At 44.8% G+C, this 13,278-nt stretch carries 8 protein-coding genes; all 8 read right to left on the minus strand.

The features are described from left to right. Positions 1 to 2 precede the first annotated feature (2 nt). The gene (locus tag J8L84_RS05980) at positions 3 to 1,370 is read right to left on the minus strand and encodes a MotA/TolQ/ExbB proton channel family protein (RefSeq protein WP_211069882.1); all 1,368 of its coding nucleotides are present in this window, start codon (positions 1,368 to 1,370) and stop codon (positions 3 to 5) included. A gap of 13 nt (positions 1,371 to 1,383) precedes the next feature. Continuing rightward, on the minus strand, positions 1,384 to 2,142 hold the full coding sequence (locus tag J8L84_RS05985; protein ID WP_211069883.1) for a DUF3450 domain-containing protein: 759 nt from the start codon (positions 2,140 to 2,142) through the stop codon (positions 1,384 to 1,386). Between the two features lie 155 nt (positions 2,143 to 2,297). Then, positions 2,298 to 4,994, minus strand: coding sequence for a TonB-dependent receptor (locus J8L84_RS05990; RefSeq protein WP_211069884.1), 2,697 nt, complete (start codon positions 4,992 to 4,994; stop codon positions 2,298 to 2,300). 95 nt (positions 4,995 to 5,089) lie between these two features. After that, complete coding sequence (locus J8L84_RS05995; protein WP_211069885.1) at positions 5,090 to 9,163, minus strand: hypothetical protein; 4,074 nt, start codon at positions 9,161 to 9,163, stop codon at positions 5,090 to 5,092. A gap of 207 nt (positions 9,164 to 9,370) precedes the next feature. Continuing rightward, complete coding sequence (locus J8L84_RS06000; protein ID WP_348771814.1) at positions 9,371 to 10,180, minus strand: 2OG-Fe(II) oxygenase; 810 nt, start codon at positions 10,178 to 10,180, stop codon at positions 9,371 to 9,373. A 25-nt stretch (positions 10,181 to 10,205) separates the two neighbouring features. Beyond that, the gene (locus tag J8L84_RS06005) at positions 10,206 to 11,168 is read right to left on the minus strand and encodes a phosphate ABC transporter substrate-binding protein (protein WP_211069887.1); all 963 of its coding nucleotides are present in this window, start codon (positions 11,166 to 11,168) and stop codon (positions 10,206 to 10,208) included. Beyond that, positions 11,169 to 12,470 (minus strand): phosphate regulon sensor histidine kinase PhoR, encoded by a 1,302-nt coding sequence (gene phoR, locus J8L84_RS06010; RefSeq protein ID WP_061997161.1) that lies wholly within the window; start codon positions 12,468 to 12,470, stop codon positions 11,169 to 11,171. Between the two features lie 73 nt (positions 12,471 to 12,543). Further along, the gene (gene phoB / locus J8L84_RS06015) at positions 12,544 to 13,233 is read right to left on the minus strand and encodes a phosphate regulon transcriptional regulator PhoB (RefSeq protein ID WP_057793852.1); all 690 of its coding nucleotides are present in this window, start codon (positions 13,231 to 13,233) and stop codon (positions 12,544 to 12,546) included. Positions 13,234 to 13,278: the final 45 nt, after the last annotated feature.

Here is a 13,278-nt window from a genome sequence, read left to right on the forward strand (position 1 = left end):
GATTAGCTCCGCTCTGCGCGCTCTGCAATAACGCCAGACGCTTGTTCTTGAAGAATGTATACAATGTTCTTAGAACGTGTATTTAGCATGGCGTATAGCAACGTCATCGGAATAGCGACTACCAGACCAAGAACCGTTGTGACTAGTGCTGTTGAAATACCACCCGCCATTAGTTTCGGGTCGCCTGTACCAAATAAGGTAATTGCCTGGAAGGTATTAATCATACCGGTTACCGTACCAAGTAGACCCATAAGCGGCGCTACTACTGAGATAATCTTGATGATAGTAAGGTTACGCCCTAGCTTAGGTACTTCACCCAAAATCGCTTCAGTAAGGTGAAGCTCTAGCGCTTCAACATCAGCGTTTGGATGATCGTCACGAACTTTAAGCACGCGGCCAAGTGGGTTATTGGTTTTTATTTCTTTGCTCTTAAGCTGCTTGTTCACTTTCATGCGAATTAGCGACAAAGTAATCAAACGCTCTAGGGCAAGTAGCAAACCGAACGCACCAACGATAAGGATGATGTACCCTACTACGCCGCCTTGTTCAACACGCTCTTTAAGATTTGGCGCTTGAACTAGAAGACCTAGAATTGAACCACCTGTTGGGTCGATACCAAATTGAACTAACTCTCCACTTGCCGATTCTTGAAGCTCAGCAGCAGAGCTATTATAGCGGTCTGCAGGCTGACGGATAAGTTCTGAAACCGTTCCGGTCACACCGTTGTACTCAAGGTATTTACCATCAGCAACGAGTGCGAAAGGTCCTACACGTACCACTTCTTTCGATACTTTCTGACCACCCGCTTCAACGACGTCAGTAGTGAATTTGGTCACTTTTCCTGACTCTGTCATTTCACGTTGCATTTCAAACCAAACACGCTCAATTTCTTCAATAGACGCAAGTTTTGAGCTAGAGCCCATGTCTTGTGCCATTTTATCAAGGAAGTCTGAACGACCTGTGATTTGCGCCGATACTACTGAGTTATAAAATTTGTTTTTCGTGTCGCCAGCAATTTGCTGAAGTACACCAAACAATTCTTTTAGTGAACCTAAACGTGTATCTAGCGCACCGTTAAGGTCTGCTAATTTAAATTCATTTTCTTCGAATTGGGTTTCAAGCTGCTCTGACTGTGCCAACATTTGGTCACGACGAGCGCGTGTATCGCGCAATACTTGATCTTGCTCAGCACGCTGGGCTACGAAGTCACGCTCACGTTGTTTGTTTTGCTCAGACTGTGCAAATTGACCTTCTTCTAGCTGCTTAAGCAGTGCGTCTAGGTCCATTGCGCGGTCGTTCTGTGCTACTGCACCAGCGCTTAAGCTAAGGGCTACTAGGCCAAAAGCGATACGTTTTACTGAATTAAACATTCTCATCAACCTCTTAGTCTGTGATAGCCACTGGTAGCATTAGCAAGTCTGGAGCAAGTTGTTTCTTCGCCATGCGCAGACCTTTGGTAATTTGTGTGCGGTAGCTGCTGTCTAGCGCTTCCCACTGGCGAGTTTGCTTGTTCCAAACACCTTGTGAACTAGCATCACGAGTTTGATAAATAAGCGCTGTGCGACCTAAGCGTAAAAACTCAACGTCACGCTCCTGGCCATCAATAGTATGCAAGCCACTGTAAGCTTCCATTGTGCGACCATAGTCCATCTCAACTTGGTACGCTTCCATAACACGACGGAATTTCTCAGATGCAGCAACATCGGCGCGATCCATCATGGCTTTTAAATCCATTACGCGGTTTTTGCGCTCTTCAGGAAGAAAAGGCACGTCTAGGGCAATAAACTGCTCCATGCCGTCAATCATACGCATCATTAGCGGCGTAATTTGACGCTCAACAACCGATACTTCATCGATAGCAGCGTTCAAGTCATCCATTTCTTGTTCTTGGCTGTTAATTTGTTTACGAAGTTGAGTGTTATAAACTTCCAAACCTTCAATTTCTTTCATCAAAGTTTTGAATTGCTGAAGTTTACTGTCAATCTGATCGGTAATGCCGTTTATCTTTTCCTGCGACTTCGCAGCAGATTCATTAATTTTCGCCGCCTCATCGATAACGGGATTTAGTACTTCATCGTCTTGTGCTAGTACAGGTGTCGCCACAAGCGCGCCTGCAATAAGCAAAGAATTGATAAGCTTCATACATTCAAACCTTTAAAGTTAAAAGAAATCGGGGTTACCGACTATAAAATTCTGGGCGTAGGATAGGAGTTTTCCATGACAGTTTTATTACATAACCGTCATATTCAGCAGACAATCGCGCAATAAAAAACCCGGTCAATTCCGGGCTTTTTAAATTAGAAGTCGTAACTTACGCTGGCACTAATACCTGTACCGACGGATTCACGGCGCAACAGGAGTCCTTCCTGTTCAATTTCTTTATCCTCGTTGAGGATATTTTGAAATTTTAGTTTTATCGTCGTGTTGAAGTCCGGATAGTAGGTATAAACAAAATCCAATGAGTGGAAAGGATTTTCTATACCGTCTTCAAACCCGCGAACACCAGGTGCAATAATACGTTCACCAAAAGAGTTATACACCAATGAAGCCGAATGCTCTCCGTTGTCTGAATCCCAACCCAATTGCAGGTTAGCAACCCATTCAGAATGACCCACTAAACGACGCTGATCATTCGTGATAGTCGCTGTGATGGTACCACCATAGGCTTCACGTGCTTGCTGTGAGAACAAAGAATCTTGATCACCGCTGCCAATAGTTACTTCTGAATCTGACACCGTCATGTTTCCAGATATAAAGAAGTTACTCATTGAATCACTGATAAAGCTAAGGTCATGTAAAAACTCTACTTCAACCCCGTATAGTTCACCTTCTTCACCGTTTGCAGTAAGCAACTGAGGTACGCCCTCACCGCCATCGAACTGCACCATCTCAATAGGGTTTTCCATATCCTTGTAGAACAACGCAACAGAGACGTTGTTCCCTTGAGACATATACCATTCCCAGCGGACGTCTATGTTCATTAGCTCAGTTTCAACTAATGACGGTGAACCACGAACAAGAAATTCGGTAAGTGGATCGATAAAGAATGTGGTACTGATATCACGTAAATCAGGACGGATTAACGTTTGGCTGATGTTGAAACGATACTGCATTTCATCGTTAGGGATATAAGTTAGCGCGAATGAAGGAAGAATATCATCTTCGTTATAAATGCTGTCCGCAATTTCATCCGTTTCTGCTGCAAACTCATTCGAGTGTTCAACAAAAGGCACTGAAATTTGCTGGAACTCTTCCCACCGCGCACCACCACTTAAACGCCACTTTTTATCGATAAAAGCATCTACCATCAAGTAACCAGCAGTCAACTTACTTGCTGCGGAATACTTATCACCTTCACCGGTATTGTCTTGAAATAGCGAGCTACCTGTTGAACTTGCGTAGAAGTCAGGGTTATTAATATTTTCTTCTGAGAAAATATCATACAGTCGGTTGCCCACTTTAAATTCATCATTAATACCAAAATGGCGAATCGCTAAATCGATATTTACGGCATCCCGTGTTTTCTCGTAATAATCAAAGCCCGCCTTAATTTCGATATCGTACCCATCACCGTAGAAAGGAGTAGAGATATTAAAGCCATAAGTATCAGATTCATCTTGAAGGCTTTGATACTGACGGTTTAAGTTAGTCCCTGAAGTATCATCGATACGTTCAAGCTCTAACGCACCAGCATCGTCATAAAATAACTGGTAGGTTACTTCCATAATATCGGGCGCTTCACGCGAGGCACGGCTTGTACCTGCGTACCAATCAAAAAACACACCGTTAGCAATATCGAGGAAGTTATGTGTTCCTTTCAACTGTGACGACACCATTTCACGCTCTTCGAAAATGATATCCATACGACTGAACTCTTCCACACCGATGGTGCTTTCACTGTCATCGAAGTATTCGCCGTCCCGCAGGCGGTCACGCATGTCGTGGAGCATCATATTAACCAGTTCAATTTTGTGGTTACTATTTAACTCATAACCCACATTGAACATGCCGCTCCAACGAACATTTTGTTCGGTAGAAATCATGTCACGATATTTAGTAAAACGGGGGTTATCTTGTCCGCCACCAATATCATTACCCAATTGCTCTTCGGTAATTGACCATTCGTTGCTGTAAGAAACCGTCGCAAGGAAGCCCAATACACTGTCGTCATCAAATGTGTAACGATTACCTAGCGTTGCACCTAAATTAAAGTCAGGCTCGGCAGACTTACTTTCAGGGCCAATATCCCAATTAAATGAATTCAGTATCTCTTGTGTTTGCGCCAACGTACGTGAAGAATCACCTTCAAACCCGTCAGAGCCAGAAGCGGCCAAATTCGATGCTATGATAGACGGCAAGGCACGTGTGCCATCATCTCGTCCAGTCCAATCATCGCTGCCACCGCCATAGAAAAATCCGTCATTACTGTTTTCTGAATTCCAACCTGCCCCACCAGACACACTGAACACAAATTCAGTTGGGATAGACTTAGTACGGATATTGACGTTACCGCCACCAAAGTGGCCAGGCATGTTGGGTGAAAACGATTTTTGAACATTCAAGCTTTCAATGATACTTGAAGGGAATAAATCCAATGGAACCACTGAACGCGTAGGATCAGGGCTAGGTACTGTCATACCATTCAATTGTGTACTTGAGTAGCGTTCACCCAAACCACGAACGTAGATGAACTTACCATCTACCAATGTTAATCCAGTTACACGACGAAGTGCTGCTGCTGCATCGCCATCACCGGTACGTGCAATTTGATCTGCACCCATGATATCGGCAACAAACGCTTGGTTTTGACGCTCTTGCATTACTGCTGTTGCTGTCCCTTTTAATCGGGTACCTGTAGCAACAACTTCTTCAATCACTTCATCTTCTGATTGTTGCGCTATTGCTGCTGTAGACAATAAGCTTGAACCCAGAATAGTAGAGATGGCAAGCGTCAGACTACCTAACTTGAATATTGACGATTGATTATTTTTCATTATGGAAACTCCTATGGGGCTGTAGTTAGGAAGACCTTTCAACACAAAAGCTAAGGCGCATAAGCGCCTTAGCTTCAATGAATGACGAAAGTAAATTAGTCTTCAAGACCTACAGTTACCCAGCCTAGCGTCCAGTTAGCTTCGCCATCGAATGCACCCTTATAATCAGTGCTATCGAAGAAGCTATCTAGCGTAGACGCATCAAAACCAGAACCAAGTAACGCTGAATCACTGCTTGGCACATAGCCGGTTGCATCATCGAAGCTTAATGCGTCAATATCTGCAACAACGGTGTTACCATCTTGTGCTTCAAACCACTCTTGGGTTGTTGCCGTGCCAATCACGTCAGAACCAAATGCGCTTGTAGACTCACAAGCCACTGCAGAATGGGTAACGGTAAGTGACGCATCTGCTGCATTCGCAATTGATTCATCACCGTTAACGCGTAGGCAGTTGCTGTAGTCAGCGCCGCCAGTTACCACTAAGTTTTTAATGGTTCCTGCAGTACCGTTGCGCAGACGTACACCATTGGTATCTGTAGAACCAATGATGGTTACATTAGATACAGTAGGTGTTGTAAGTGGTGTCCAAGTAGGATTGTCTTCATTGTTGTCAGCTTCAAATGCGTTGTCGCCGCCATTAAGACCCTGTTTGATAAGTACGTACTGAGCCTTACCTGTCCAACCGAAAGACCAATCCAGTGAGTCATCACCGATGGCTGTTAATACTAAGTGGCTAACGTTTACCGTGCCACCAAAGAACTCAACACCATCATCTAAGTTCTCGTGCACTTGGATGAAGTCTACTTCTGTACCACTACCAACACCAGCAAATGAAATACCGTTTAGTTCATCACCTGCTGCCAGTGCTTTACCTGCATGCTTAACAATAACGTAGCGGAATGTACCAGAGCTATCTTCTGCATCGGCGCCGCCATATAGACCAGCGTCACCTTCAGCAGATACACCACATGCTGCTAATTCAGCATCTGATGTTGCGTCGTCGTCGCCTGTATTACACAAGTTAGTTGGCGCATTACCTAAGATAACTAGGCCGCCCCATTGACCGATAGTCGTTTCGCCACCTGTCATATCTTCAGATGAGGTGAACGTGATAGGCAATGTTGCTGTACCAGACGCTTCCATCTTTGAACCGCGGCGTACCACTAAGAAATCGTCGCCATCTTCACCAAATACGGTAGTACCGCGTTGGATATAAAGCGTAGCGCTATCAGCATTATCGTTACCTACTGCAGTACGGCCTTTAATTAACCAGTGAGCATCATTGGTTAAAGAAACGTCAGCCGTAAAGATAGTATCAGCAGCTAGTTGATACACAGGCTTATCTGTGATGGCGGCAAAGCTGCCTGAAACGTCAGTCGCTAGGCCTTGCTCAAATGCGTTAGTCACATCTGAAGGGATTGAGTCGTTAACCGCAACAGTCCAACCATCCATCCAGTTGTTTTCGCCATCAAATGCGCCGATGTAGTCAGTTGATGTGAAGAAATCACTGTCAGCAGACATATCAACGCCAGCGCCAAGTAAAGGAGAACCAGAGCGAGGTGTGAAGCCATCGGTAGAAAGCATTAAGGCTTCAGCCGTTTGTACACTGTTTCCAGTTTGACCGGTAAACCACGCTTGTGTTGAATCACCGCTGATTTCATCAGATCCAAAGTTGTCATCTGTCTCACAGGCAACCACTGAATTCTCAACAGAAAGTGCACCAGATTCTGCATTAGCGATAGATTCAGCACCGTTAACACGTAGGCAGTTTGAGTAGCCTTCACCCGCCGTAACCACTAAGTTACGAACTGCTCCTGCAGTACCGTTACGTAAACGCACACCGTTTGTGCCATCGGCACCAACAATGGTTACGTTCGAGATAGTTGGGCTAGTAAGCGGTAACCAAGCTGGATTATCTTCGTTGTTATCCGCTTCGATAGCATTATCGCCACCTGCAGCAGATTGCTGGATATAAACGTTTTGTGCGTTACCAGTCCAACCAAATGACCAATCTAGTGAGTCATCGCCGATATCAGTCAACACAATGTTGCGAACACTTACTGTACCACCGAAGAATTCAACACCGTCATCAAGGTTTTGGTGAACTTGAATAAATTCAACTTCAGTACCAGAACCAATACCCGCAAATGAAATACCGTTTAGCTCGTCACCTGCCGCTAATGCGCGACCTGCGTGCTTAACGACGATATAGCGAAGTGTACCTGAATTATCTTCAGCATCTGCACCACCGTATAGGCCTGCATCGCCTTCCGCGGCTACGCCACATGCCGCTAATTCCGCATCTGAAGTATCAGAATCATCACCCGTGTTACATAGATTAGTGGGTGCGTTACCAAGAAGCACTAAACCGCCCCATTGACCAATTGACGTTTCTTGACCCGTTAGGTCCTGAACTGAGGTAAATGTAATGGGTGCACTGGCCGTGCCTTCAGCTTGAATCTGAGAGCCTCGACGCACTACTAAGAAGTCATCGCCTTCTTCGCCGAACACCGTGGTGCCTTGTTCAATGTAAAGTACTGCATTATCTGCGTTATCGTTACCAACCGCTAAGCGACCTTTAATTAGCCAGTAAGCATCGTTAGTTAACGTTACATCACTGGTTAATGTTGTATCTTCGGCAAGTTCATAAACTGGCTTATCGGTTAATTCTGGGAAGTTAGCAGATACATCTGTTGCTAAACCTTGTTCGAAAGCCGTTTGGATATCCGTTGGAAATCCACCATTTACGCCAACCGTCCAACCGGTAGTCCAGTCTTCACCAGCAGGGTCAAATGCACCGATGTAATTTCCACTGTTAGCTAACGGCGATGCAGAAGTTGGGAAATAACCGTTATCTTCAAATAATAGTTCTGATGGTGTAAGCACACTATTGCCTGTTTGGCCTTCAAACCAAGCTTGTGTAGACTCACCGCCAATCTCATCTGAACCGAAGTTGTTGGCAGGTGTTTCACACGCAACAACAGAGTTAGTAATTGAAAGCTCGCCAGATTCTGCATTAGCAATAGACTCGTCACCATTTACACGCAAGCAGTTAGCGGCCAAGGTAGAACCTGTTACCACGACGTTTGATAACACACCCGCAGTGCCGTTACGTAAACGTACGCCGTTAGTGCCATCGGCACTTACAATGGTTACGTTAGAAATCGTTGGTTTGGTAAGAGGTAACCATGAAGGATTATCTTCATTGTTATCCGCTTCAATGGCGTTATCGCCGCCGTCAGCAGATTGCTGAATGTAAACGTTAGTTGCACTACCCGTCCAGCCGAAAGACCAATCTAGTGAATCATCACCAATATCAGTAAGTACGACATTGCTTACACTAACCGTACCACCGAAAAATTCGATACCGTCATCAAGGTTTTGGTGAACTTGAATGTGATTAACGGTGGTTTCAGAACCGATACCCGCGAATGAAATACCGTTTAGTTCATCACCAGAAGCCAACGCTTTACCCGCATGCTTAACAACAACGTATTCAAGCGTACCCGAGTTGTCTTGAGCGTTGTTGCCGCCATATAGGCCTGCATCACCTTCAGCAGACACACCACAAGAAGCCAGTTCATCGTCAGACGTTTGGTCATCATCACCTGTATTACAAAGGTTGGTTGGTGCATTACCGAGTAATACCACACCACCCCATTGGCCAATTGATGTTTCTTCGCCAGTAACATCTTGTATAGATGTCATAACGATTGGCGCTGAAGATGAACCAGACGCTTCAATTTGTGAACCACGGCGTACCACTAGGAAGTCATCACCGTCTTCACCAATAACCGTAGTACCTTCTTCAATGGTAAGTACTGTTGAATCAGCGTTGTCGTTACCTACAGCCGTACGACCTTTAATGATCCAGTGTGCATCGTTCGTCAACGTCATGTCTTGCGTTAACACTAAGTCGTCGTTTAACCGATAAACAGGTTTATCGGTAATAGTAGAGAATTCGCTAGATGCATCTGTCGCCAAGCCTAATGAAAATGGCGTATCAACATCAGGGGTTGTTGGCGTGGTTGGGGTCGTTGGCGTGGTTGGTGTTGTTGGCGCTGCAACAACTTCGTCACCTTCGTTAATATTTATATCGCCACCGCAACCTGCAAGAACAAGTGCTGTTGTAATTGCACTGATCTTAAAAACATTACGAATTTCCATTAAATTCTCCAGTTAGATCTTAGTTTGAATTTCAAAGTCCGGTAGAGGTTAAATGAGAAGGGTGACATTTTTGTTACAAATGCACATTCAAATAGAAATATTTGGAACTTTTATAAATAGTCTTAAATGTCTTTAAGATTGTCTTGTTTTTTAGGTAGTTAAAATGAAATTTAGGGATTTCAGCAGATGGTTATATTGAAAGATTTGCTAATTTCTATCTCGAAACCACTTGGTTATGACGTTTTTATTACCCGTAGTCACCGGTTCGGCATAATGCAAAGTATTAAAATTAGGCGCGCCTGTTTGGGTCAAATTGTTCCATATCAGTGCTGCGCCTCGGCGGGGCTTTATCGACAGGCCTATTTTTGTAAAATGTGTATGTCCCCCCTCCATGACATCGTCTAAATAAATCATGCAAGTCCATGTCCGCTGACCTCTTGTTTTTGCATGTTCTAGATATTGTGGTGTGCCTGGCGGGAAGAAATCAAAATGCGGTTTAAAATATTGCCCTTCCTCATAATGTTGTGCTTGAATCACCTCTTTTTCTCCTACGCCCAAGTCTAAGAAGTTGACGACGCGGCTATCTATTGAGGTAACTAATTCGCTCTGCATGAAGGCGAGTTCACAAGTGGAAGATGTTCTAATTCCTGCTGTAGAAGGAGCTCCAGTGAGTTTTGAGGGCGTAAGTTTACTTGAAGAAAGGCTTATCACCTCGTGGCACTCGTCAGCAGGTAGAAAGTCGTCAACGCGATAGAGCTGAATTTGCTCTTCATCGTACAAACAACTCACATTCTGATTTGAAGGCTGATGTAAAAACGCTGGAAATGCGAGCTTACGGTAAAATTCTATGTCTCGGTCGAAAACATGCTTTTCAGGTAAATTGCTGCCTAGAAGCGAGCGAACGGTTTTTGCGTCAAACCCATTTAGGGTTAACTGTTCAATAATTACGGGCAGTGCCGTGCCTGATAAAAGGTTTTTTACTACCCAACTTTTCCAGCGTGATGGAACGTGCTCCACGATTACCCACCTGCTTGTACAATAACTAATCAACCAACCTACGCTGTCTAAGCAGCATATCTTCTCGAATAGGAAAGTACCCATCTCGAGATACTTGTTCTTGGCCTTGTTCAGACAAAATATAACGCAGGAACTCTCTTTCAAGAGTAGGTAGTGGCTCACCCGGTTTTTTGTTTATCACCAAATACAAGAAACGAGAAAACGGATAAGACTCACTGCGAACGTTATCTATGGTAAGTGGCACTAAAGAATCTTTGCTTTCACCTAATGGCAGCGCCCGCACTCCTGCAGTTTTATACCCGTAGGCGGCGTAGCCCATCGCCCCTTTGCCTGAAGCCACAGATAGCACCACTGATGCCGACCCCGGCTGTTCGTTAACTGTATTTCTAAAGTCACCGTCACACATAGCTATGATTTTAAATAGCCCATAGGTTCCTGATACCGAATTTCGTCCGTACAAGCGAATTGGAGCGCGATAACCGTTCGCGTCAATGCCTAACTCTGACCATCTATTGATTGGCCCATCCCCTCCGCAAAATTGTGTTTGGGAAAAAATAGAATCGACTTGGTTTAAGGTTAGCCCTTGCAACGGATTGCGGCGTTCAACAAAGATAGCGATGGCGTCCATCGCAACCTTAAGGACTAAAGGCGGGTAACCGTGCTTGCGGGTAAAGTCGCGAATCTCGCTAGGTTTTAATTCTCGGCTCATTGGGCCGATAGTGGCGGTTCCTTCAATGAGCGCAGGGGGCGCAGTAGAAGAACCAGACGCTTGAATTTGAAAACCCACCTGCGGATAGAGGGCTTTGAATTCTTGTGACCAAAAAGTCATTAAATTCGCGAGTGTGTCTGACCCTACCGAAGTAATTTTTCCTGCCACCCCAGGTTGACGTTCGTATTCTAACTCGTGGGTAGTTTCAGCGCCTAGCGAGCCTGAAACAAGAAGCAAAACGGCCACATTGCACAAGGCGATGAATTGCTTTATTCGCATTTAAATTTGCTCCGCAATTAACTCTTTATCCAGCACAAAGGAAAACTGACTGCCCTCCCCTAAAGTGCTAGCAATGTCTAAACGAGAATTATGGTGGCTAAGTACGTGCTTCACTATCGACAACCCCAATCCTGAACCACCGGTTTTGCGTGACCGTGCTTTATCTACCCGATAAAAACGTTCTGTGAGTCGATTAAGATGATTGGATTCAATGCCATCACCATTATCGTGCACCGCGAACTTTGCGCCTTCCTCATCATGCCGCCAATATACATGAATTTCACCACCAGGTGGAGTGTAGTGCACCGCATTAAATACTAAGTTAGAACAAGCACTTCGTAGCTCGGTTTCAACCCCAAAGACTTTAAGGTCGGTATCAATATGAAATTCAATATGGTGCTGTTTTTCTTTATTCAGTGCTTGGGCTTCTCGCTCTATCTGAGACAGTACCGTGGGAATATTAACCACATTTTCGTAAATCCGTTCCGAGCTGGCTTCAATGCGAGACAACACCAATAAATCTTCAATCAAATTTTGCATACGATGAGTTTGCGCAGTCATCTCCTTCATGGCTTTTTGCATAAAAGGATCTGCGGTTTCATCCACTGGCAAGATTTCTAAATAGCCATTGATAACCGTGAGAGGCGTTCGTAGTTCATGTGACACATTGGCGACAAAATCTTTACGCATGGCCTCTAACTGAGAGACGCGGGTAATATCTCGCGCAATCAATAACAGGTGCTCGTCGCCATAAGGCATAACCCGATATTCAAAGGTTTTATGCGGGTTGGTTGGTGATGGAACTTCAATAGGATATTTGAAATTTCCAGCATGAAAATACTGAATAAATTCTGGGTGTCGTAGTAAGTTATCGAGCCTTCTGCCCGCATCTTGTGGCCACTTTAAGCCCAGATCCAACCGCGCTAAGCGGTTACACCAGATAATACATGCTTTAGAATCTACTACTACCGCTGCATCGGGGAGTGCTTCAGACCCCTCACGGAAGCGCTTCACTAATTCGCCAAGCTCTTTACGCTTATTCCTGTTTCTGCGCTGCAGGTAATAAATACCTTCGTAAATATGCTCCCACACGCCACGCACTGTGGGTGGTGACATCTTACGGCTATGCCATAACCAGCGGTTAAGCTTGTATAAATGCCAATAGTTGAAAATGAGCAGCAAGGTGGCGCCAATGGCTACAGCAAATAACATGTCATTCATGTACCAACCGATTAGCGCGAATACCAGAAGGTATAGCACTAGTCGAAGCGTACTTCTCAGCCATGAGAACGGGTAATACATAGTGAATGCGCCCTGAAACAGTGAAACGCGGAGAGCGAAGAGACGCTAGTGGCGTCTCTTATCCGCAGGGAATTTAGAGTTTGGTAGAGAAACGGTATCCGGCTCCACGCACGGTTTGAATCATAGCATCATGCCCATGACGAGAGATAGCTTTACGTAAACGCCTGATATGTACATCAACCGTTCTATCTTCCACATACACATTCGTACCCCATACATTGTCGAGTAATAGCTCACGGCTATAAACACGCTCTGGGTGGGTCATGAAAAAATGCAGTAATTTGAATTCTGTGGGACCCATGTCAAGTGGCTCTTCATTAGCCATAACACGGTGAGACACCGGCTCAAGTTTCAAGCCGTTAAATTCAATAGGCTCCTCATTTGATGTAGGCGTTACGCGTCGCATCACCGCTTTAATTCGAGCGATAAGCTCTTTGGGTGAAAACGGTTTAGTGACGTAATCATCCGCACCCGCATCAAGGCCTCGAATTTTATCTTCTTCTTCGCCTCTAGCGGTAAGCATAATCACTGGAATATCACGAGTGAACTCATGCTGCTTTAAACTCTTAGCCAATTGCACGCCGCTACCACCCGGTAGCATCCAATCAAGTAAGATTAAATCTGGGTAAGGTTCACATATTTTTTCTTGCGCTATATCGTAATCTTCGGCTTCAATGATATTAAAACCAGACTGCTCTAACACAAACTTAAGCATTTCACGGATGGGCGCTTCGTCCTCAACCACCAAAACTGTACGAGACATTATTATTTTCCTGCTCATCACAAAACGCCGCTATTATTAATGTGC

Origin of the sequence: Alteromonas sp. MMG017 (genome assembly GCF_018100795.1) — a bacterium.
In the GTDB taxonomy this organism is placed as follows: domain Bacteria; phylum Pseudomonadota; class Gammaproteobacteria; order Enterobacterales; family Alteromonadaceae; genus Alteromonas.

Coding starts and splice junctions, on each gene's coding strand:
- J8L84_RS05980 (WP_211069882.1), bottom strand. CDS start 1,370: ATGTTTAATTCAGTAAAACGTATCGCTTTTGGCCTAGTAGCCCTTAGC.
- J8L84_RS05985 (WP_211069883.1), bottom strand. CDS start 2,142: ATGAAGCTTATCAATTCTTTGCTTATTGCAGGCGCGCTTGTGGCGACA.
- J8L84_RS05990 (WP_211069884.1), bottom strand. CDS start 4,994: ATGAAAAATAATCAATCGTCAATATTCAAGTTAGGTAGTCTGACGCTT.
- J8L84_RS05995 (WP_211069885.1), bottom strand. CDS start 9,163: ATGGAAATTCGTAATGTTTTTAAGATCAGTGCAATTACAACAGCACTT.
- J8L84_RS06005 (WP_211069887.1), bottom strand. CDS start 11,168: ATGCGAATAAAGCAATTCATCGCCTTGTGCAATGTGGCCGTTTTGCTT.
- phoR (WP_061997161.1), bottom strand. CDS start 12,470: ATGTATTACCCGTTCTCATGGCTGAGAAGTACGCTTCGACTAGTGCTA.
- phoB (WP_057793852.1), bottom strand. CDS start 13,233: ATGTCTCGTACAGTTTTGGTGGTTGAGGACGAAGCGCCCATCCGTGAA.